This window comes from Candidatus Edwardsbacteria bacterium RifOxyA12_full_54_48 (genome assembly GCA_001777915.1).
Taxonomy (GTDB): domain Bacteria; phylum Edwardsbacteria; class AC1; order AC1; family EtOH8; genus UBA2226.
In genome coordinates this window covers 216976-239314 of record MFFN01000006.1, presented here as the reverse complement: position 1 = coordinate 239314, position 22339 = coordinate 216976, and the positions used below count along the sequence as shown (strand labels likewise).

Here is a 22339-nt window from a genome sequence, read left to right as displayed (position 1 = left end):
AAGGGAATCACTATATCATGACCGATAGAAAAGAGATACTGGCCCTTTACGATATCAGCCAGGTCATAAACTCCATCCCCGATTTTGAGGAGCTGCTCAGCAAGGTGATGGACCTGGTGATATCCACCACCCGGGCCGAGCGGGGCTTCATAATGCTGCGGGACGCCCCGGGGGAGGAGATGTCGGTCAAGGTGGCCCGGAACCTGGAGCAGAAGGATATCGAGAAGCCCGGGGAGATATCCCAGACCACCCTGAACCAGGTGATGGAAACCGGGGAACCATTGCTGACCTCGGATGCTAAGACCGACCCGCGTTTTACCGGCTCCGAAAGCGTGATGCTGTATAATATCCGCTCGGTGCTGTGCACCCCCCTCAAAAAGCAAAGCGAGATAATCGGGCTGATCTACATCGACAGCCGCACCACCTCCAATGTCTTTACCGAGGATGATAAGGATTTCCTGGCGGCCTTTGCCAACATGGCGGCCATATCCATAGAGAACGCCAGGCTGCAGGCCCGGCTGCGCCAGGAGAACCTGATACTTAAAAAGGAGATCCGGCACCATTACCAGTTCGATAATATCGTCGGCAAGTCGGCCAAATTTCTGGCGGCCCTTTCCCTGGTGGAGAGGGTGCTGGATAGTTCGGTGCCGGTGCTGATCCAGGGGGAATCCGGGACCGGCAAGGAGCTGATCGCCAGGGCCATCCACTACAACGGGCCGCGCCGCGAAGCCATGTTCCTGGCCCAGTACTGCGGGGCGCTGCCGGAGACCTTGCTGGAATCGGAGCTTTTCGGCTATAAAAAAGGCTCTTTCACCGGGGCCACCGCCAACAAGATGGGGCTTTTCGAGGAGGCCGACGGGGGCACCTTCTTCCTGGACGAGATCGGCGATATCTCCCCCACCATTCAGGCCAAACTGCTGCGGGTGTTGCAGGACGGCGAGATGCGAAGGATCGGGGAGAACAAGAGCATCCGAGTGGATGTCCGGATCATTTCGGCCACCAACCGGAACCTTAAACAGGAGGTGGCCGAGGGCCGGTTCCGGGAGGATCTCTACTACCGGCTGAATGTGGTCACCATAGAATTGCCGCCCCTGCGCGAAAGACGGGACGACATCCCCCTGCTGATCCATTATTTCCTGGAGAACTCCCAGCAGGCTGCGGCCAAGAAGATCTCGGATATCACCAGAGAGGCCAAAGAGGCCATGGCCGGCTATTACTGGCCGGGAAACATCCGGGAATTGGAGAACGTGATATCCTATGCCATTGTGATGACCAAGGGCAGCATCATCGGGGTGGAGGACCTGCCGGGTTCGGTGCTGTCCCAAAAGCCCGAGGCCCAGCCGGTGATCACCGGAAAAACCATGCATCAGATGGAGCTGGACTATATTCTGTCAACTTTGAGGGCCTGCCAGGGGGATCGCAAGAGGACCGCCAACCAACTGGGAATAAGCCTGCGGACCCTGCAGTATAAATTGAAAGAGCTGAAACAGGACGGCCATGCACTGGAAAAGTGACTGCCGCCATTTCGCCGGGGCCAGGCCCTGCAAACATTCCAGCCAATGCGTCGGCTGCAATACCTACCGCCCCTGGAAGGAAAGCTGCCTGATAATAAAACTGGCCGCCAAGGGGGACGTGCTGAGGACCACCCCGCTGTCCTCGGCCCTGAAGCAGCACCGCCCGAATATGAAGATCACCTGGCTGACCGACCACGATGCCGCTCCGCTGCTGTACAACAACCCGGCCATCGATGAACTGCTGTGTTTTGATGCGGCATCCCTGACCCAGCTGTCGGTCCAGCATTTCAGCCGGATAATATGCCTGGACAAGGAGCCCCGGGCTGCGGCCCTGGCTTCGATACTGGAAGCTGATAAAAAGACCGGTTTCGGCTGGGATCCCAAGGGCTACCTGGTCCCGTTAGATAAAAGGTCCCGATATCTTTATGACCTGGGATTATCGGACCAGCTGAAGTTCCACAGCAACCGAAAAAGCTACCAGCAGCTGGTCATCGAATCAGCCGGGCTGGAATATGCCAATCAAAAATACCAGTACCTCCCCAGCGAAAAGGAGACAGGTCGGGCAACCGAATACCTGGCAAAACTGCTAAAGAACAAGGGCCGGCTTCCTTTGATCGGCCTGAATACCGGGGTGGGGCGGGCTTTCCCCACCAAGGCCTGGCCGGCTGACAACTATGCCCGGCTGGCCAAGGCCGTCAAAAAGGAGGGGATCGGCCATCCGGTGCTGCTGGGCGGGCCGGACGAGGTGCCGTTGATCAAAAAGATAGTCCGGTTGGCCCCCGGAACCGCAGCCACGGCCTGCGACCTTGACATCCGGCAATTTGCGGCCCTGATCTCGTGCCTGGATGTCATTGTCAGCGCCGACAGCCTGGCCATGCACCTGGGGATCGCCCTGGAGAAAAAGGTGATCGCCCTGTTCGGCCCCACCTGCCAGCAGGAGATCGAACTGTACGGCAGGGGGGAAAAGCTTTCGGCCGGAACAGCCTGTTCCCCCTGTTACCGCCAGTTCTGCCCGGACCTCAAATGCCTGGCCGGCATCACTCCGGGGGAGGTGCTGGCGGCTGTAAAGAGAAATCTATGACCAGGGAATTCAGCGTAGGCATTGCGGCATATAACGAGGCGGCCAATATCGGCAGATTACTGGACCGCCTCTTGATATATCAGCGGGGCGATTCCGGACTGTCCGAGATATTGGTGGTGGCCTCCGGCTGCACCGATCAGACTGAGCCCATCGTCAGGTCCTATGCCGCCAAAGACCATCGGGTCCGGCTGATAACAGAACCCCGGCGAAGGGGGAAGGCCTCGGCGGTCAACCTTTTCATCGGGAATTCTTCCAACGATCTGTTGGTGTTGATGAGCGCCGACATCCTGCCGGACGAAGGGGCCTTAGAACTGTTGGTCGGGCCTTTTGCCGATGACCTTGTAGGGGTTACTGCCGGCAGGATCATTCCCCAGAATGACCGGGCCAGCTTCATGGGTTTCTATGTGAACCTTTTCTGGTCGCTGCATCACCGCATAGCGCTGAAGAGTTTCAAGGCCGGCGAAGTAGTGGCTTTCCGCCGGGTGTTTGATGCCATTCCGAACGACACCGCCACCGATGAGACCTGGATAGTTCAGTTGGTGCAGGAGAGGGGATATTTCCCCCAATACATACCTCAAGCTGTTTTCAGGAACAGGGGGCCGGACAATATCCGCGATTTCCTCAAGGTCCGGCGGCGGCATCTGGTCGGTTACCACCATCTGCTTAAATTGCGGCCGGATTGGAAGCTGCCCGACACCATGAACAACCTCATGGTCCTGGGATTATTGAAGGATGAAATGCCGGCCAGCATGAAAAATGTGGTGCTTCTTACAGGGTCCCTGCTTTTGGAACTTGGGGCCAGGCTTTTGGCCTGGTATGACTTCCATCTGGCCAAAAGAAATCCCTTCGTCTGGGATATGGCTGCCTCCACCAAAGATCCGGAGGATAGAACGTGAACCCCATCGCCGGACAGATACCATACCGGATGTTCCGGGCCTGGGGATGGCCGGTGGCAATGCCGCTGAACTACACCATCAGCGTCACCACCCGGTGTAATTACCGCTGCGCCACCTGCCGGATATACCAGTCAAATCTTCCGGAGATGGGGATTGAGGATTACCGGAAAATATTTTTGTCCCTGGGCAGATCGGCTTATTGGGTCACCTTCTCCGGCGGAGAGCCTTTCCTAAGGGATGATTTCAAAGATATCGTTGACCTGTGCTGCGGCAGCTGTCGTCCCAGATTAGTAAACATCCCCACCAACGGAAGCATGCCCGATAGAACCTCAGCGGTGGTCAGGGCCCTGGCCAACCGATACCCCGGGATAAATTTCATCGTCAATGTTTCGCTGGATTCCGCCGGGGAGGAACAGAACAGCATCCGAGGCAGCGGGGATGCCTGGCGGAATGCCGTCTCTACCATCGAGGCCCTGAAGAAGGCCCAGCCGGCCAATTTGCTGATCGGCATCGGCACGGTCATCTCCAAAAGCAATCTGGATGGGTTTCTGGAACGGCGAAAAGATCTGGCCCAGCTGGGGGCCGGCTCCATGGTGGCCGAGGTGGCCGAAAACCGGGCGGAGTTATTGAACCGGGATATGGACATCACCCCGTCCCCGGAAGAATATAAGCCGATAGCCGATCATCTGATCAAGGAGATCGATTTTAACAGGAAGCGGGGCTGGGCCGCCATCGCCCAGTCATTCCGCCGGCAGTATTACCAATATGTCTATCAGGTGCTCAAGGGCCAGGGCGGCCTGCCCTGTTATTCCGGTTATGCCTCGGTTCAGATAATGCCGGACGGGGCGGTCTGGGGCTGCTGCATCCGGGGCGATGAAATGGGCCGGCTGTCTGATCACGACTACGATTTCAAAAAGCTGTGGCGTTCGGGCCAGGCCCGCCAGATCAGGCGGCAGATAAAATCCAGGAAGTGCGCCTGCCCCCTGGCCAACGCTTCATACACCAATATGACCTTCGATGTCCGGACTTCCCTGAGGGTCCTGAGTGACCTGCTTGTCAACGTCCTTAGGATCCGAAAATGATACGTTTCTTATCATCAATGCTGAGACAATCGGCCGCCATCGTTCTGTGGATGTTGCTGAATATTCCACTTAATATCTTCGTTCTGTTTGTTTTTATAAGGCAGGTCCTGTCGGGCAGAAAACCGGCCATTGCAGAGCCGGTCCCCGAAGAATCCGATGCCCGGATCAGGCTTTTTGTGGAGAACAACCTTAAGTACATGGCGCCCCGCCAGGGGGACGAGGGTTTGGGCACCAAATACGAAAGGATGATGGTTGACGGCCTGCTGTGCCGGCTGGCCAGTCAATATGGAATAAAATCGGCCCTAGAGTCTCCGGCCGACGGCATAACCGGGATCCCGGGGGCCAACAGCCTGGCGCTGGCGGATGGCCTGTCCCGGCCCATGGATCTGACCAACCCTTCCCGGCTTTTATTGACAGAGGCCCGGGCCACTTGGCGGGGCAGGGGCCTGGGCCACAAGGTCCGCCTGTCTCAGTGTGGGGTGGCGGCGTTGCCCTTTCCCGACAGAAGCCGCCAGCTGTGCTGGAGCTTCTGCATGCTGGAAAAGATGAAAGACCCGGTCCTGTACCTTAAAGAGCTGTCCCGGGTGAGCTCCAATATCGTCCTGATGGTGACCATCAATAATAACAACATGGGAAATGCCTGGCATCGGTGGTATCACGCGATAAGAAAAGCCCCCTGGGACCACGGGAACATTGCTATGACCCAAAAGGCCGGGATAATAAAGGCCTTTACCGAGGCCGGGCTGCAGGTGCTGGAGGCCGGCGCGGTCGATGTTCCCCCCTCGATGGACACCCAGGATATGCCCCTGAAGGACGATATAGACAGGGTGGTCAGGCTGTTCGGCAAAAGATGGGAATGGGGATTGAATAATAAGGTTGAAAATAAATCCGGTCTATTAGATTGCTTTTGTTGGCTGGAGGCCAATCTGCCGTCCTGGTTCAAGAACCTCAACGCCCATCATATATATGTCGTCGGAAAAGCAACTGACGGAACGTAGATATTATGCCCCAAACCAAGGTTTCCTATCCCTGGGAAAATAATTATAACCTATCCCTGCTGAAGCGCTTCGTATTTACATCATATTTCAGCTGGCGCAAGTTCTATAACCTCCTGCTGGGGCTGGCCCATAATTTCCTGCTCCCCGGCCGGGCCTTTGCCCGGCCGGTAAAGATGATCATAGAGCCTTCCGACCGGTGCAACCTCAATTGTCCGCTGTGTCCCACCGGCCGGGGGATGGCCGGCCGCCAGCAGCGGGAGCTAAGTTTTAGCACCTTCAAAAAAGCAGTCGATCCTTTGGCGCCATACCTTTATGAAGTGTTTCTGTACAATTGGGGGGAGCCCCTGCTCAACCCCGAATTGTTCGACATGGTGAGGTACTGCTCGGCCCGGCGCATCCGGACGGTGGTCTCCACCAACCTGACGCTTTTTGAAAGCCGGATGATGGACCCTCTGATGGACTCGAAACTGGACACCCTGATAGTATCCCTGGACGGGGCTTCGGGCGATACCTATTCTAAATACCGCCGCGGCGGGGATTTCGAAAAGGTCATGGGAAACTTAAAGGCCATCGCCGCCCAGAAGATAAAGCGACGGGTCAAATTACCCCGCCTGATCTGGCAGTTCATCGTGTTTCGGCACAATGAATCCGAGATCAACCGGGCCATTGCTATGGCCAAACAGCTGGGGATCGATGAGATCAAATTCATCGCATCCTTCGCCAAAATGGAGACCCTGGCTTATAATGCCGCCGATAAGAAACGGGAGGAAGTGGAGGATTATCTGCCCCAAGACCACCGGTATCACTTGTATAAATCCAATAAAGCAGCGGCCCGAAAATTTCTTCAATGTCCCTTTTTGTGGAGCCAGATAGCGGTTCGGACCGACGGGGGAATTGCTCCCTGCTGCGGGAGCTATCATAAGAATGATGATTTCGGATCCCTTTCCAATAGCGACATCATGGCCGTATGGAATAATAAAAAATATCAACGGGCCCGAAAAACATTGAGGACCAGGGGCTGGTTCAAAAGCCAAACCATTTGTGATCAATGTATCATAAATGATCCGTACAGATAAAATGCCCGACATATATCTAAAAAAAATCAAACACCTTTCGCAGTTCTCCGGCTGGCTTAAGGAACTGCCTCTGGCGATCCCCCTGGACCGGCCGGTGGTGCTGAAGCCCAACTTGGTTTTCCCCGCTCCGGGGACCAGCGGGGTGGTCAGTGATGCCCGCCTGGTAGGAATGCTGGTCGAGTACTTGAGAGAAATCGGCGTCAGGGATATTACCATCGCCGAAGGGCCGGGGCTGGGGGTTGATGCCTGGGAGGCCTTTGAAAGAACAGGATTCAGCGAACTGGCCCGAAGATACCAGGTCCCGCTGCTGGACCTGAACCAGGCCCCCAGATACCCGGTGAAATGGTACGACGGCCAACTTGATCTGCCCGTGATATTCAAAGACGCTTATTACATCAACCTGCCCAAAATGAAGACCCATATCAATACCCTGGTCACGTTGGGCCTGAAGAACCAGAAGGGTTTGTTGTCATACGCCGATAAGAAGAGGTTTCACAAGAACGGGCTGCATCGTCCGGTGGCCGAACTCTATAAGATAATCCGTCCCGATTTCACCATCCTGGACGGTTTCACCGCCATCGAAGGCGATGGGCCGCTGTTCGCCGGAAAGAAGGTCGGATTCAAGGTTCTGATCGCCGGGGCCGACCCCCTGGCAGTTGATGCCGCCGGCTGCCGGCTGATGAGCATCGACCCCCTTGAAGTGGACCATTTATCGCTGGCCAGTCAAATGAGGTTGGGAAGCTTGGAGGCAACCATCATCGGGGATCGGCTTGATGCCTGCGCCCGCAGATTCAAGCGCCCGCAGATGGAGATGCTGAAAATGCTGGGCCTGCACAATCAACGGACGCCCCTGGCCTGCAGCCTTTGCGGCGGTTCGGCCAGAGAAGGACTGCTATCATCGGCCAGAGACCCCAGGAAGTGGGCCGCCAGTCTGATGCCGGTACTGCGCCAAATGGTTTTCGGCCGGGTGGATTTCGTCTACGGAAAAAACGCCGAGATCCCCAAAAACAGCCGGAAGGTGATAGCGGTGGGCGAGTGCACCAAACACCTCAAGGACCTGCCCGACGTGATATGGGTGGATGGCTGCCCCCCCTCGCCCGAGATGCTGGCGGAGGCCTTTGCCAAACTTAAGAAATGATTGTATTGCCATGGTCAAAGTAATGCTCTTGAATCCCCCGGGAGATCGGATCTATCTAAGGGACAGCTATTGCAGCAAGGTCTCCAAGGCGGCCTACCTGACTCCGCCCATCGATCTGCTGCTGATCAGCGGCTATCTGGGCGATCGGCACGAAATTTTTGCGCTGGACGCCATGGCCGAAAGGCTGTCATTTGATTCTGCCTTGGATAAAATAGTGGACCGCCGTCCGGATTTCATCATCTCGCTCTTGGGACTGGCTTCCTTTGCCAACGATGTCAGATTTTTTAAACTGATCAATAAGGCTTTGCCAGGCGTCAAACTCATTGTCAGCGGCGACGCCGGATTTGCCGAAACCGAAAAACTCCTGAGGGAAAATCATTTCATCGGTGCTGTTCTGCTGGACTATGCCTCAAGCGGGTGGCTTCCCTACCTGGTTGGCGATGAGAAAAATGCGGTGGATATTGCCTTTTTATCCGAAGGGATATATTGCTGCCGGCGCAGCCCCCGGACAGAGGAGTATTCCGCAGGCATCCCCAGGCATGACCTGTTCCCCTACCAAAAATACCGGATGCCGTTTGCCAGAAAACTTCCCTATGCCGGCGTGGTCACAGACTTTGGCTGCCCCTTTAAATGCGATTTCTGCCTGGTCGGCCAGTTGCCCTATAAAATGAGGCCGGTGGAGGAAGTGTTGGATGAACTGGAATATATCAAGAAACTGGGCGCCAGATATTTTTCCTTCGGCGACCAGACCTTCGGGGTTGACCGGAAAAGGACCGAGATCCTGCTGGAAGGGATGAATAAAAGAAGGATCGGCCTGCCCTGGGGCTGTTTCTGCCGGGCCGATCTGCTGGATCCGGAAAGGCTGAGGTTACTGAAAAATTCCGGCTGCGACCTGATCATGATCGGGGTGGAATCCGGCAGCCAGGAGATCCTGGACCGGCATCACAAGGGGGTCAAGCTTGAGGTCATCAGACGGGCCTTCAGGGACTGCCGCCGGGAGGGCATCCGGACCCTGGCCACCTTCATCATCGGCCTGCCCGGGGAGACCCGGGAAACTTTCGAACGGACCATGTCCCTGGCCCTGGAGCTTGGCCCCGATTTCTCCTCATTCAATCTGCCGGTGGCCAAGCCGCGGACCCCCCTAAAATCCATGGCCGAAAAGGAGGGCTGGGATATCTCCAGCCAGGGAGACCAGTCAACCGAGGCCGGGGTAGTGTCCAGTGAGATTTCCCGGGAGATGATGAAACAGTGGCAGAAAGAGGCTATCCGGAAATTTTATCTCAGGCCGGGATATCTCATCAAAAGAGCGCTGTCTGTGAGGTCCTTGACCGAATTAATGATCAACCTCCGGGAAGCGGCCGGAATGCTTTTTAAGGGGCGGTCGACATGAGGACCATGGTGATGATCCCGACTTACTGTGAAGCCGAAAACATTGAACGGCTGATAGGACAGATATTCGACCATGTCTCCCAGGTCGATATCCTGGTGGTGGACGACAATTCCCCGGACGGCACCGGGCGGATAATTGATAAACTATCAGCCGAGAACCCGCGGGTCCATATTCTGCATAGAAAGAAGCTGAGGGGAAGGGGGCTGGCCGGCATAGCCGGGCTTCGATATGCCTTGAACTGGGGGGCGGAGGCGGTGGTGGAGATGGATGCCGATTTTTCCCACGACCCCAAATACCTTCCCTCATTGTTGGAAGGGTTGAACCAGGCCGATGTGGTTCTGGGCTCCAGATTCGTCCAGGGCGGGGCGGATGTGGGCCGGGGTTGGCTGCGGCATGCCGTCACCGTTTTTGCCAATTGGTATATCAGGCTGGTGCTCAGGATAAAGATAAGGGACTGTACCTCCGGCTACCGGGTCTTCAAGCGGGAGGTGCTGGAGGCCATCGACGTCGATTCCCTGATCTCCCGCGGCCCGGCCATAGTGCAGGAGATCCTTTACAGCAGCATCCTGTCAGGATTCAAAATCAAGGAAGTGCCGATAGTGTTCATCGACCGGCAGCGGGGCAATTCCAGCTTCAATTTCAGGATCATGTACGAAGGGTTCATGATGATCCCCATCCTGCGGTACCTGGCCAAAAGCGAAAAATGGGGTCAGCTGCGGTGAAGGCCGGTTTAAGAAAGGGCCCCGGCCGGGCCTATTGGGATGGTGTGGCAGACCAGGTCGGCGGCTATTATCTTATTCCCATATTGGCCGAGTATAAAAGCCAGGAATACACCGGCCTGCTGGAAGAATGGGGGATCGGGGATGATAAAAGTGTTCTGATCACCGACCTCTACGAAGCCGCCTTCGGCAATACCGGCATCTATGGCTATCTTAGCGGCCCAGCCAATGAGGTCTGGGGAATGGACATATCCGCCAAATTTTGTTTCAGGGCCGGGGAGCATTTCAAACGGCAGGACCTTGATATCGGGATCATATCGGGCGATGCCGCAATGATCCCTCTGTCAAATGATATCGTGGATGTCATAATCTCCCCCTCGACCTTTGACCACTTCCCGGAAATAGACCGGGCCCTGTCCGAGTGCCATAGGATCTTAAAGCCCGGGGGGAAACTGGTGCTGGCCCTGAACTCCGCCGACAATCCGTTTTTCAAGCCGGGGGTCAGGCTGGCCGAGAGGTTCAAAAAACATGAATACCAGACCGATTATTTCTATTCCCTGAGACAGACAGCAAGATTGCTGGAGCAGGCCGGGTTTGCCGTCGGGCGGTCAACGGCCATCATGCATGTTCCCATCGGGCTCACCACCCTGATCGAATTTTTTGACCGGATCGATAATCCGGTTGCCGACCGGATCAATGGCCTGATGATCGGCGCCTGCCGCAAATGGGGCCGGCTGGATACCAGGATGAAGTTATTTACCGGCTGGTGGGTGGCAGTGGAGGGAATAAAATGAAGCGGCAGGCAAAAAGCAATATTGCAGTCAATGCCGCCCATGAACTATACGCTACCCTTGTTAATGAAAGGTGCGCTAATACCGGGAGAGGGGCTCGAATAGAAGCAGGGCAAGTGGCGTCATGGAATGTCAATTTAAATTTTATCATAAGCAAATTGCAGTCATTTGGCCCAAAACAGAAGATAAGAGCGTTGGATTTAGGGTGCGGTTATGGATTCCTTACCCAGTCAGTATGCTCCCTGGGTGCATCTGCAGTTGGAATTGATACCGACAGGAATGTAATTAAATATGCCTCGCAGACCAACAGGTTCCCGGACAGGGCTGCATACATGAACATTCCGGTAGATGAAATGTCCGGTGAAAAGATATTTGACGTGATAATCATAAGTGAAGTATTGGAGCATGTTTCAGCACCCGATTTGGTGATGATGCATTGTCATAGATTATTGAAGGATAAAGGGTTTGTTCTCCTTACTATACCAAATAAACAGGGCCTCCGGGAATGTTTGGAGCAGATATTGCTTCCGGTCAGAGAAAGTGTGGCCGGCAGATCGTGTATCAGGTTTTTTCGCAGAATGGCTTCTGAAGCTTCGCAGGGGAACCTCACCGCTTGGGATGTTTATACTGATGATTATCACAAACGTTTTTTCAAAATGCCGACCTTGTTGAATATTTTTAGTTGTTGTGGGTTCCGAATGATTGATTATCAAAACCAGGACGCCTGGGCTACTTTATGGGGCACTTTGTTCCCTTGGTTTGATATTGGCCCCGGCCTGCTGAAATTAGATTACAAAATAGCTGATGTGTTGCCGTATTATATTGCCGGAGGGTGGATGATGGTCTTAAAGAAGTGCAATCAACCTAGCAAACAGGACGGCGGCCATGAGGACAGATATGTTCACTGAGGAGATGATAAAAGAGGCTGTCGAAGAACACGGCACTCCGCTGGAGATTGCCTCCACACAGATGCTGGCCGGCAACATGGGCCGGGCCCGGGAAATATTGGCCCGGCATGGCTGGCAGGATAATATCTTCTATTCCTACAAGACCAATCCGGTACCGCAGGCTCTGAAGGTTCTGCACCAGAACGGGGCCGGGGCCGAGGTGATCTCGGAGCGGGAACTGAACCTGGCTCTTTCTCTGGGGGTGTCTCCGGACAGGATCGTCTTCAACGGGATCTACAAATCTCCGGCGGCCCTGCAGACGGCAGTGCAGAAAAAGATCAAATGCATAAACATAGATGCCCCGCAGGAGCTGGATATCGTCAATCAGCTGTCAAAGGATGTCGAATACAAGATCGGACTGGGGCTGCGGGTGCGGCCATCGGTGGGCTGGCAGGGCCAGTTCGGACATATCATCAAAGACGGTTCGGCCTGTGCCATGGCCGAAAAAATATGCGCTAATAAAAAACTTGATCTCAAGACCATCCATTTCCATCTGGGCAGCAGCAATCTCTCAGCCTATCGTCGGGCGGTAGATGAATGTCTGGCCTTCATCGGAACCATAAACCGAAAACTGGGAACCGATATCAGGGCCCTGGACATCGGCGGCGGCTTTCCCGGCAAGGACATGCGCTTGCTGACGCTGTGGGAGCAGGCTTGGCTGAGGTTCTTTGGCCGGCCCTGGCCGGCCCCGGTGGCCGGCCCCGATGATGGATTTAAGATAATGGGGGAAGCCGCCGGATATTTTCACCAAGCTCTGGCCCAATATGGCTTGAATGATCTGGAAATGTGGGCCGAGCCGGGACGACTGATCACCGGGAACGCCCAGGTCCTGGCGGTAAAAGTGGTGGGCTTGCGCCAGTCCGGCAGGAAAAATTATGCCATTGTCGACGGCGGCCGGGTGGGCGCCGCCGGGCCATTGGTGGGGGAGACCAGAAAATTATCCGTCTTGGGGAACAAGGGGAAGTGCCAATATAAAGTCTACGATATCATTGGCCCCACCTGCATGCCCTGGGACCGGCTGTTTGCCGGGGCCAAGTTGCCGGAACTGGAAATTGGAGATATGATCTGCATAGAAGGCGCCGGGGCCTATTTCGTTCCCATGGAGACCGAGTTCTCTTTCGCCCGGCCGAAATTAATTGTTATTAACCAGGTCACTTAATTTGAAGCATAGCACTCTAAGGGAAACGAATTTATTTTATAAGGAAGCCAGCTTGTGCGCCGAAGCAAAGCGTAGGAGCGGAAAGCAGGAATCAATCAGGGTTCCCACAGTTTAGTACTCAGGGCTTCATGGATTCCTAATAAAAAATGTTACTTATTTATTGACTCCATTAATAACAATGAAAAATGATGATGAAACCGACAGTATTCATATTGGAAGGTAATTTTCTGGGGTTGGAGATGGCCCGGGAACTGCGTGATGCCGGCTATCCGGTGGTGGTGATCGGCTATTCGAAAAACGATATAGCGATCCGGGCTAAAGGCGTGACCGGCCGCATATTGCCGTTGCCGCAGCAGGATTCGCAGTCGTTGCTGGCCGGCCTGGTTGGTCTGGCAGGGGATATCCCGGGAGACAGGGTACTCATTGGTGCCAGCGACGGGTATCGCCGATGGGTCTCGCATAACCGGGAGGAACTGTCCCGGCAATTCAAAATGCTGGCCTGCCCCCTGGAGGTGATGGACGCCCTGCTGGACAAATGGAACCAGCTGCAAATGGCGGTATCGGCGGGGATCGCCATACCCCAAAGCTCGATATTGGATGAGAATAATGCGCCGGCAAATAATGTCAGGTTTCCGGCGGTGGTCAAGGCCAGATTTTCCCCAAAATCAATGCCCTTCCGGGACGCGCTGGGAGAAAAGGTCATTGTGGTCAATACCGACCAAGAATTGAGGAAGGCTTGCAATAGAATAATCGGCTTGGGTTTCAAACCAATGATACAAAAAGTGATCCCCGGAGTTGACTATAATCAGTTTTTATTCGGAGCGTCGGTCAAGGACGGGATGCCCTTTGCCGTCTGCATGGCCCAGAAGCTCAAGGCCGATCCCCAACCCTACGGCAGCGGGGTGATGATCCGGACCATATATCATCAGGAGTTATACGACGCCGGGATGAGATTTTTAAGGCAGATAAATTATTCCGGCATCTGCGACATCGAGTTCATGCGCAACTGGGATACCGGAGAGTTTCAGTTCATCGAGTTCAATCCCCGCTACGGTCTGGGACAGAGGGTTTCCCAAATGGCGGGAGTTAGTTTGGCCGAAACCGCCGTTCAACTGGCCATGGGCGCCCACCTCGGGGAACCCAGGATCGCCCGTTCTGGTTTTTATTGGGTCTATTTTGACGAATGGGCCAAGGAGCGGTTCATGCCCTGGCGAAATCCGTTCCTACGCCAGCTGCGGAATAGCAATAATACCGCCAGAATATTCGACATAGGTGACTGCCGACCGGAGATTCGGCATATGAAGAATATAGCGGACCTGAAATTGAAAAGGATCATACGAAATTAATTGCCTTTGCCCGGCAGATTGAAATCACGGGAGGAAATTTTGGAGGAATCGGAAAAATACTGGCACCGGAAATTCGACCAACTGGCTATTATGGACATCCCCGATTGGCAGCGCTCAAGTTGGTGGTATGCCTATATCGTAGATAATCAGCGAAAATACCTGGAGCAGAACTTAAGGCGGCATTATCCCCGCGGCCTGAAAAATCTACTGATCGCCGACCTGGGCTGCGGTCCGGGATTATACTTTGACCGGTTATCGAAACCTGGCTGCAATATGGTGGGCCTCGACTTTTCGCTGAAAGCACTTAAAGTAAACCCTCATAGCGATAACCGGCAAATTTGGGGCCTGGTCGGCGGAGATGTGTCTAATTTGCCTTTTAAACCAGGCATATTTGATGTTATTTTGCTGTTCGGGGTTCTGCAGACAGCCGATGATCCATGCGAATATATTCGGAGTGTATCAAGGGCAATGAAGCCCGGAGGAATGCTGTTGCTGACAACGTTGCGCCAACACAGCCCTTGGGAATTGCCGTTCTGGCCGGTGCACATTTTATCGGCCCGGGATTATTTCCCGGGTGTCAAAACCAGGGAGTCCGCACTGATAAGATCAAGGGACATCTTGCTCCCTCGAGAGGAGGATGAAAAATATCATCCGTTGAAAAGATATAAGCAAAAAAGACTGAAGGGCTGGCTGGATAAATCGGGCTTTCATAAAATTCAGTTCAGTTATGACGGTCCGATAACAATGATCCCGCACATCTCAAATTCGGTTATGATCTATGTCAAAGCATTTAAAAAATAAAGCTGAAATAAAAGTATTCGACCGTCCGGATGAACTGCCCGAAGAGTGGGATATGTTATATCGGGAGGATGATATTTTAAACAAAACATCCATTCTCCAGCATCTGTTTTTATACAGCCCCCTGGAGCAAAAATATTTTTGGCTGAGGAGACCCGGCGGGAAACCCCTGGCCGGCCCGGTGTGCCGTCCCGAACTTCCCTTTACCGCGGGGCCGATCACTGTCCACCAACCGGCAACCGTATGTTCCCTGTCAATGCCGTTCAGCACCGATCCGGCGTTCTCGGATATTGGACGGGTTGAAGACGTGGCGGAAGTGATGGACAGTTTTGGCGGGGGGTTCCAGTTAATAAGCGGGTTTAGTGAGCCTGAGCCGGAGATAGATGGCTGGTCGTGGCGAAGGCATTATCCTACCGTTGATTTTGATGTCAGGTGGGGTTCTTTCGCTGAATATCTTGGGGCCATCCGTTCAGATTATAAATCCAGAGTGACTGATGCATTACGGATAGGATGCAAGTTGCGATCTTTAACTATTCCGCCCGACAGTCTTGATGAGAAAACATATTCTTTGTATGTAGATGTTGCCCGGAGATATCACTCGATTGTTTTACCCCGTGAATTTTTTACAAAATTTCCCACTAAAAGTTATATTTTAGGCCTGGAACTGGATGCCGCCGTCTTGGCCTGGGCTTTCTTGGTGCCGCAGGGGAGGTATCTGTATTTCCTTTTTGGAGGTTTTAACGATCGATTGAATGAAGAGTTAAGCATATACAACAATCTTTTACTGGCGATAATAAGGTTTGCCATCGAAAATAAATTTGATAAAGTAAACTTGGGACAGACCGCAGAGTTGAGCAAAATGAGGATTGGGGGCTATCCGCGCGAAAGGTTCCTTCTGGTCAGACATACTAATTGTCTGATAAATCAAATAATTAAAAAAACCGATATTTTCAGTTATCGAAAAAAATATCCAACTCCGCATGTATTTAAAAACGATGAAAAAAAATAAAACCGGGATAGAAACTCCCGAAGCAAGTTGCAACTGGCACTGGGTTGTCGCTTTGGTATTGGTGGCGGGCCTGGCCCTGGCGGCCGCCATCTACCCGGCCTCCGACCCCGACCTGTACATCATGCTGGCCACCGGCCGGTACGTGGCCCAGACCGGCCAGGCCCCCACGGCAGACCTGTGGAGCCACACGGCTTATGGCCAGCCATGGCTGATGCATGAATGGTTCTCCAGCCTGATATTTTACGGGTTATTTTCGCTGTGGGGCATCAACGGCATAATACTTTTCAAAGCTGCTTTGCTGGTCATGACTTTCGGGCTGGCTTTGTACACCATGAAGCTGAAAAGGGTCTCGCCCCATATTGCTTTTATCACGGCAGTCCTGGCCCTGCTGGCATCCAGTTACGGTTTTGGCGAACGGATCCAGATATTTTCGTTCTTCTTCCTGGTGCTGCTCATTTTCTGGCTGGAGATCAACCGGGCCGGCAAAATAAAGTATCCGGCGTTTTTGTCGGGCATTATGGGGCTGATGATCCTGTGGGCCAATGTTCACCTGACCTATGTCTTCGGGATCTTCATCATCGGATTGTATCTTTTTGATGAAATCATCTTCGCCTTCCGAAAGAAAGCTTGGGGTCTTGTCAAAAAACCGGTCGTTTCCTTTGTGGCTGGCTTTGCCGTTACCGGCCTGAACCCCTATGGGTTTGACAATGTCTGGCTGACGCTGAGCTATTACTTCCGGCCGGAGCTGCAAAAGGCAGATGCCCAGATAACCTCCAGCCTTTTGGAATATCAGCCGCTGCTGTCTCCCGGCTTCTCCCGGGAGCCCCTGGTGATATACGGAATGATATGGATCGTATTTTCGGCTATCGGGATATTGATAGGCTGGAGAAGACTGAAATTCTCTTTTCTGCTTCTTTGGATATTATTCACCTACTGGGCCATCGGCTATGCCCGCTTTCTATGGCTGCAGGTCTTCATCACCCTGATAGGGGTGGGCTGGCACTGGCAGGGGGCGTTCAGTGCATTAAATTCAAAATTTAAAATTACGAATTCAAAATTCAGGATTCCGCAAAACGTATTGTTTGCTGGGTTGGTTCTGTTGGTTCTGACCGGGGCCGGGCTGTACCAGCGGACCGGAAAGCATATCTGGCAGAGGGTGGAGCTGGGGTGGAAGCCCCGGATGTATTCCGATAAGGCGGCGGATTTTATCAAACAGCACCGGGAGGGCGGAAAGGTCTTCAACGATTTTGACATCGGCGGATACCTGTTATGGAAGGAGATCCCGGTGTTCGTGGACGGCCGGATCGGGCCCTATTTCGGCATCCGGGTCCTGCAGGATCATTTCAGGATCCTGGGGGGCGATCTGGGCCTGCTGGATAAATACGGCATCGACTGGCTGTTCCTGCCCTATGCCAAGACCAGCCAGACCGAGGATTTTGACCGCTTCAATAAAAAGATCATCTCCACCGGGGGATGGGCCCTGGTGTTTTGGGATGATGCCTGCCTGGTGTATGTCCGCAGAGCCGAAAAGTATAAAAACATGATCGACCGATACAGTTACCAATATGTCAATCCGGCAGTCCCGGATTTCAGCCTGGAGCCGAAATTGTTTCTGGGGGAACTGACCAGGAGAATTGCCGAAGATACAACCCTGTTGATGCCGCACACCCTGGCGGGAAATTATTTCTTCTATCACAACGATGCCAAGATGGCCGAGCGGGAGTTCCAAAAGGTCATAAAGATCGATCCATATAATGCGATGATGTATAATAATCTGGGCAATGCTTATTTAAGACAAGGAAGGGTGGGCGAGGCCGTCGAATCTTATAAAAAGGCGGTCAAAATTGACGTGAACCTGGGGCTGGCCTACACCAATTGGGGGTATTTGATGGAGGCCAAGGGGGATACCAAGGAAGCGATCAGGCTTTATACCATTGCCACCAAGGTTACCCCGGGAGATGCCTGGCCTTATAACCGCCTGGGGATGATCGAGATGAAGTCCGGCAACAGGGCGGGAGCCATGAAATATTGGCAAAAAGGCGCAAAAATTGACCCGAACTCCGAGTCAGCTAAAAATCTTAGAGATATCCTTCAGTACAAAAAATGACATAATGCAATTTATGCGCATATTCTAATTAATTGAATAACAAAGAGATAATAATATATACATATATAAAGGTAATATTTGCACAAAATCATCCAGTTGATCGAAAATATGAGACGGGTAATAAATAAAGCAACATATTGATTTTCAAAAGATTAGACATTAATTAATATTAATTATATGTATGGCATAATTAATGCATATATTTAATAGCAATTATCTAAGAATTTTTAAACAAAAATTAATTTTAAAGGAGCAAAAGATGCAGTCAAGGTTCAGATTTCTGACTATGGTTTTAGCGATCATCATGATCGTGGCCATAGCCGGCACCAGCTTTGCCATTCCGGCTAAACCCCGGCCGGTAAGGCTGAATCAGCCCGACGGATCGTCCTTTGTGGGCGTCCTCAAGGGCGATGAACACTTCCACTTTGCCGAGGATGCCGATGGCTATTCCATCATCCAGGACAAGGACGGCTGGTGGACCTATGCCAAGCAGGAGAACGGTCTGCTGGTGGCCACCAATCTCAGGGCCAACAAAACCGCTTGTCCTTATACCAGGCATTTGCGGCCCAGCGCCGCGGCCGTGGCGGCCATTCCCTATAATGCCAACCGGATCATCAATGTTCCCTTGGATACCCGCCACAAGTGGTCAACCGATATGCTTTACGGGGTGGGCGGCACCAAGGAGAATCCCACCAAGGCGGCCTCCGGACGTAATTACATGAACATGGTGCTGGGCGACTTCTCCGACAGCACCTTTGCCTGGTATTCCGGCACCGAGAAGGCCGGCCAGAATCCCTACGGCCGCTTCCCCTACGATGCCACCGCGACCAACAACCACGCCCTGGCCAACACCAAGTTCTTCTGGTTCCTGGCCTTCGGCGACTCCATCTCCCCCTATGTCCCGGATTCCACCGGGGTGGGCGGGATGAGCAACTACTACTACGATTTCACCTATAAAAAGTGCTGGTGGTATGGCAGCGTTTCCGCTATCGTGGCCACCGGCATTACCAGAGCGAACGCAGTGGCCTCCGGCGGCGCTCCATCATCCACCTACTACACTCCGGCGCTGAATGGAGCCGATGCCTCGGTGGATTACGACCAGGACAATAACGGTGTGGCCGACGGCCTGATCCTGGTCCACCCCGGCCCCGGCCAGGAGGAATCCGGCGACACCAGGGATATCTGGTCGATGTCCATGACCGGCTCTTTTGGCACCAGGGACGGCGTCACCATAAGCAAGCTTATCGTCTGCCCCCAGAACGGCCAGCTGGGAGTCTTCGCTCACGAGATGTTCCACCAGATCGGCGGACCCGACCTGTACGACTACGGCTACTCCGGCACCCCCTGGGGCGAATGGTCCTTGATGGACAACGGCTCCTGGAACGGCATCGAGGGCGGCGACCAGCCTTCGTTCCCCGGCGGCCACCTGGTCTATGACGTTGACGGCGCCATCGGCTCGATTGACGGCTGGCTGACCAGCGGCGCGGTGGGCAACACCGACTCCATCTCCAGCGCCTACCGCGGCGACGGTCAGTACACCATCGCCGCCCTGGATTCCTCCGGAGAGGCCCGCCGGGGCAATCCCACCAGCGGCATCCGCCTGTGGCGGGTCCGCAACATGGCCTTCCGGGATTCCGGCCAGGTGTTCTTCGTGGAGCTGCGCAGCCGGACCCCACCCTATGAGATAGGCACCTCCGAGAGCGGCCTGATCATCACCCATATCGACACCCGGATGGGGCTCCAGACCCGCTTCAACGACGGCCCGCCCTGCGAAAAGTATTATTACTCCTGGGTGGAACAGCCCGGCTTCAATCCCAACATCAACTATGCGGCCGGCGATTCCAACTTCCCCCGCAATCCCAGCAACGCCTGCTATTCGGCCAACGACTTCTCGGCCGGCGGCTACACCGAGAACGCCATAGATTCGCTGTCCAGCCCCAACTGCAAGACCAACCGTGGCGCCGGCAACGGCAACGGCAACGGCCCCTGGATCTACGACGTTTCGGCCGAGGGCCCCACCATGACCTTCCGGGTGGCCCGCACCGGCTTGGTTACCGCCCCCTCGGTGGGATACGTATCGGTAGTGGTCAAGGATCCCATCGTGGTGAACACCGCCAACAACAATAATGCCATGCTGGATCCCTGGGAGACCGACACCCTTAAGGTGACCTTCCGCAACACCGGCACCGCCATCACCGCCGGGGCCCGTTGTTCGCTGTATGTGGTCAGCGGCGGAGCCTATGTGGAGAGCATCAGCCCCCTTACCACGGTAACGGTGGGCAGCGGGGCCCTGGCCACCAATGCCGAGGCCCAGAGCGGCCCGTTCGTGGTCAAGATCAAAAAGGACGTCCCCAAGTTCACCGACATAGTGTTCGGGGTCATCTTCCGCAGCACCACCCCGGCCTACAGCACCACCAGCAACTTCGGCCTGAGGGTCAGCGGCCTGCAGGTGGTCAAGAGCTACGACTTCACCGATATCCGGGTGGGCGGAACCACCTGGGGATACCGGATCCAGCCCTCCTCGGTGGCCATACTGGCCGATACCCTGTTCTTATGCAACGCCAACCTGGACAACGCCACCTTCCAGACCAGGATCTATGCGGTCAAGAAGAATACCACCAATAGCCCGTTGGTGGGCGGCGTGGGCGGCGACACCATCCGCTCGGCCAACAACCATGGTCCGTGGCATTCGGCCGCGCATTATGGCGGCGGCATCGATATCGACAATGCCAAGAACCTGTGGATATCCCTGCAGGATTCCATCATCCAGACCAACCGCGCCACCACCCATGTATCGGGCTTCCTGGCCCCCAACTGTTCCTGGGGCGGCACCCCGATGAAGCGCATCCGCGGCATAGCCATGGGTCCTGCGGTTATAGACACCTTTGGTCCGAACCTGATCGCCGGCGATTCATTGTGGGCCTACTGGCAAAATTACGAGATGTATTCCGAATCCCTGATGGTCTACAGCAAACCGGCCTCCGGCACCGCGGTCAAACGCTACGGCTACAGCTGGGACGATGACGGAGCTTCGGCGAACACCATCAACGGCAAGGGAGAATGGTGGAACGGCCGGGCCCTGGAATACGACGGCTCCAGCATCTGGACCTCCTCGGTATGGATGAACTATCTGTTCCGCCGCAGTGCCGTCAACGCCACCACTCAAGATATCATGCCCGGACCGTCCAGCTACGGCTCCTACGGCACCTACGGCTCGGCCATCGAGGCCACCAACGCCGCCGGCGTGCCCTACGCCCCGGTGGGATCGGCCGCCTTCGTCCCCGGCGCCGCCGGCACCAGGTTCTACCTGTATTGCGCCTCCATGGACGAGGGCAAGATCTACAAGGTTGACATGACCGACTTCGTGCTGCCCACTCCTCCGGACAGCGTCAAGGTGACCGACACCGGCGCCGACAACCGGTTGGACTGGTGGAAGTCCAATGACGACGCCCAGAAGGTGGCCCAGTATATCATCTACCGCCAGGCCCCGGGAACCACCACCCCGCCCAGCTCGGCCGATGAGCGGATCAGGGTCCAGAATGTTTACGGCGGACCGGCCACTCATACCTGGACCGACGTGGGCGCCGGAGCCAAGATCGCCTATGTCTACACCATCAAGACCCTCAACTACTACGGCGAGGGAACCTGGGGCGCCTCGGTAAGCGCTCCCCTGATCCCCACCGCGGTGGAGCTGACAGAGTTCGCCTGCGTCCTGTCCGGCGGCAATGCGGTGACCATCAACTGGCAGACCGCCTCCGAGATGGACAACTACAAGTGGGAGCTGGAGCGCTCGGTCGACAACGAGAGCTTCACCAATGTCTGGTCCATCGACGTGGACGGGACCAATCCCTACGGTGACAAGTACTCCTACACCGACAAAGTTCCGTCGGTTGGCGTGTACTACTACCGCCTGGTCGACGTCTCCAAGACCGGAGAGAAGACCTATCACGGACCGATCTCGGTGGTGGTGGGCTCGGTATACGCCCTGGCCCAGAATTATCCCAACCCCATCGGGAACCGGCCGACCACCATCAAGTACTCGCTTAAGAATCCCGGCCAGACCAGCCTGAAGATCTACAACCTGCTGGGCGAAGAGGTCAAGACCCTGGTGAACGCCAAACAGGATGCCAACTTCTACACGATCCACTGGGACGGCAGGGACAACCAGGGGCAGACGGTCTCCAACGGAGTGTACTTCTACAAGCTGAACTCCGGAGAGTTCAATGCCACCAAGAAGATGATGGTCTTGAGATAAACCATCCCACCCCGGGGCGGCGTTCCGACATGG

General features: G+C 54.7%; 17 protein-coding genes. All 17 read left to right on the top strand.

Going from position 1 to position 22339, the window contains the following annotated elements; translation table 11 throughout:
• The first annotated feature begins 17 nt into the window (after positions 1–17).
• The 17 genes from A2273_00950 to A2273_00870 all read left to right on the top strand — a co-directional run bounded on the left by A2273_00950 (position 18) and on the right by A2273_00870 (position 22306).
• Complete coding sequence (locus tag A2273_00950; GenBank protein OGF06808.1) at positions 18–1514, top strand: hypothetical protein; 1497 nt, start codon at positions 18–20, stop codon at positions 1512–1514.
• Complete coding sequence (locus A2273_00945) at positions 1498–2595, top strand: hypothetical protein (protein OGF06807.1); 1098 nt, start codon at positions 1498–1500, stop codon at positions 2593–2595. Before A2273_00950 ends, A2273_00945 begins: the two co-directional genes overlap by 17 nt.
• Positions 2592–3491: a hypothetical protein gene (locus A2273_00940; GenBank protein ID OGF06806.1), complete on the top strand. Its 900-nt coding sequence runs from the start codon at positions 2592–2594 to the stop codon at positions 3489–3491. The genes A2273_00945 and A2273_00940 overlap by 4 nt, the downstream gene beginning before the upstream one ends.
• Before the next feature lie 29 nt (positions 3492–3520).
• Positions 3521–4573, top strand: a complete 1053-nt coding sequence (locus A2273_00935) for a hypothetical protein (protein OGF06956.1) — start codon at positions 3521–3523, stop codon at positions 4571–4573.
• Between the two features lie 17 nt (positions 4574–4590).
• Positions 4591–5571: a hypothetical protein gene (locus A2273_00930; GenBank protein OGF06805.1), complete on the top strand. Its 981-nt coding sequence runs from the start codon at positions 4591–4593 to the stop codon at positions 5569–5571.
• 5 nt (positions 5572–5576) lie between these two features.
• Entirely contained in the window at positions 5577–6647 is a 1071-nt protein-coding gene (locus A2273_00925; protein ID OGF06804.1) for a hypothetical protein, read from the top strand.
• 1 nt (position 6648) lies between these two features.
• Positions 6649–7785: a hypothetical protein gene (locus tag A2273_00920; GenBank protein ID OGF06803.1), complete on the top strand. Its 1137-nt coding sequence runs from the start codon at positions 6649–6651 to the stop codon at positions 7783–7785.
• 10 nt (positions 7786–7795) lie between these two features.
• Positions 7796–9175 carry a hypothetical protein gene (locus A2273_00915; protein OGF06802.1) on the top strand — a complete coding sequence of 460 codons (1380 nt, stop codon included), beginning with the start codon at positions 7796–7798 and terminating at the stop codon, positions 9173–9175.
• Positions 9172–9897, top strand: a complete 726-nt coding sequence (locus tag A2273_00910) for a hypothetical protein (GenBank protein OGF06801.1) — start codon at positions 9172–9174, stop codon at positions 9895–9897. Before A2273_00915 ends, A2273_00910 begins: the two co-directional genes overlap by 4 nt.
• Complete coding sequence (locus A2273_00905) at positions 9879–10688, top strand: hypothetical protein (GenBank protein OGF06800.1); 810 nt, start codon at positions 9879–9881, stop codon at positions 10686–10688. The genes A2273_00910 and A2273_00905 overlap by 19 nt, the downstream gene beginning before the upstream one ends.
• Positions 10685–11593 carry a hypothetical protein gene (locus tag A2273_00900; protein OGF06799.1) on the top strand — a complete coding sequence of 303 codons (909 nt, stop codon included), beginning with the start codon at positions 10685–10687 and terminating at the stop codon, positions 11591–11593. The genes A2273_00905 and A2273_00900 overlap by 4 nt, the downstream gene beginning before the upstream one ends.
• The gene (locus A2273_00895; protein OGF06798.1) at positions 11583–12791 is read left to right on the top strand and encodes a hypothetical protein; all 1209 of its coding nucleotides are present in this window, start codon (positions 11583–11585) and stop codon (positions 12789–12791) included. The genes A2273_00900 and A2273_00895 overlap by 11 nt, the downstream gene beginning before the upstream one ends.
• Positions 12792–12979: 188 nt before the next feature.
• Positions 12980–14137, top strand: a complete 1158-nt coding sequence (locus tag A2273_00890; protein ID OGF06797.1) for a hypothetical protein — start codon at positions 12980–12982, stop codon at positions 14135–14137.
• Positions 14138–14176: 39 nt separating this feature from the next.
• Positions 14177–14938 (top strand): hypothetical protein, encoded by a 762-nt coding sequence (locus tag A2273_00885; protein ID OGF06796.1) that lies wholly within the window; start codon positions 14177–14179, stop codon positions 14936–14938.
• Positions 14916–15944, top strand: coding sequence for a hypothetical protein (locus tag A2273_00880; GenBank protein OGF06795.1), 1029 nt, complete (start codon positions 14916–14918; stop codon positions 15942–15944). Before A2273_00885 ends, A2273_00880 begins: the two co-directional genes overlap by 23 nt.
• The gene (locus tag A2273_00875) at positions 15931–18051 is read left to right on the top strand and encodes a hypothetical protein (protein OGF06794.1); all 2121 of its coding nucleotides are present in this window, start codon (positions 15931–15933) and stop codon (positions 18049–18051) included. Before A2273_00880 ends, A2273_00875 begins: the two co-directional genes overlap by 14 nt.
• Before the next feature lie 286 nt (positions 18052–18337).
• The gene (locus A2273_00870) at positions 18338–22306 is read left to right on the top strand and encodes a hypothetical protein (GenBank protein ID OGF06793.1); all 3969 of its coding nucleotides are present in this window, start codon (positions 18338–18340) and stop codon (positions 22304–22306) included.
• Positions 22307–22339: the final 33 nt, after the last annotated feature.

Bases quoted from the DNA above. Each gene is read 5' to 3' on its own strand.
- A2273_00890 (OGF06797.1), top strand. From the start codon at position 12,980: ATGATGAAACCGACAGTATTCATATTGGAAGGTAATTTTCTGGGGTTG.
- A2273_00905 (OGF06800.1), top strand. From the start codon at position 9,879: ATGGGGTCAGCTGCGGTGAAGGCCGGTTTAAGAAAGGGCCCCGGCCGG.
- A2273_00935 (OGF06956.1), top strand. From the start codon at position 3,521: ATGTTCCGGGCCTGGGGATGGCCGGTGGCAATGCCGCTGAACTACACC.
- A2273_00870 (OGF06793.1), top strand. From the start codon at position 18,338: ATGGTTTTAGCGATCATCATGATCGTGGCCATAGCCGGCACCAGCTTT.
- A2273_00875 (OGF06794.1), top strand. From the start codon at position 15,931: ATGAAAAAAAATAAAACCGGGATAGAAACTCCCGAAGCAAGTTGCAAC.
- A2273_00940 (OGF06806.1), top strand. From the start codon at position 2,592: ATGACCAGGGAATTCAGCGTAGGCATTGCGGCATATAACGAGGCGGCC.
- A2273_00925 (OGF06804.1), top strand. From the start codon at position 5,577: ATGCCCCAAACCAAGGTTTCCTATCCCTGGGAAAATAATTATAACCTA.
- A2273_00920 (OGF06803.1), top strand. From the start codon at position 6,649: ATGCCCGACATATATCTAAAAAAAATCAAACACCTTTCGCAGTTCTCC.
- A2273_00900 (OGF06799.1), top strand. From the start codon at position 10,685: ATGAAGCGGCAGGCAAAAAGCAATATTGCAGTCAATGCCGCCCATGAA.
- A2273_00915 (OGF06802.1), top strand. From the start codon at position 7,796: ATGGTCAAAGTAATGCTCTTGAATCCCCCGGGAGATCGGATCTATCTA.
- A2273_00880 (OGF06795.1), top strand. From the start codon at position 14,916: ATGTCAAAGCATTTAAAAAATAAAGCTGAAATAAAAGTATTCGACCGT.
- A2273_00945 (OGF06807.1), top strand. From the start codon at position 1,498: ATGCACTGGAAAAGTGACTGCCGCCATTTCGCCGGGGCCAGGCCCTGC.
- A2273_00950 (OGF06808.1), top strand. From the start codon at position 18: ATGACCGATAGAAAAGAGATACTGGCCCTTTACGATATCAGCCAGGTC.
- A2273_00910 (OGF06801.1), top strand. From the start codon at position 9,172: ATGAGGACCATGGTGATGATCCCGACTTACTGTGAAGCCGAAAACATT.
- A2273_00895 (OGF06798.1), top strand. From the start codon at position 11,583: ATGTTCACTGAGGAGATGATAAAAGAGGCTGTCGAAGAACACGGCACT.
- A2273_00930 (OGF06805.1), top strand. From the start codon at position 4,591: ATGCTGAGACAATCGGCCGCCATCGTTCTGTGGATGTTGCTGAATATT.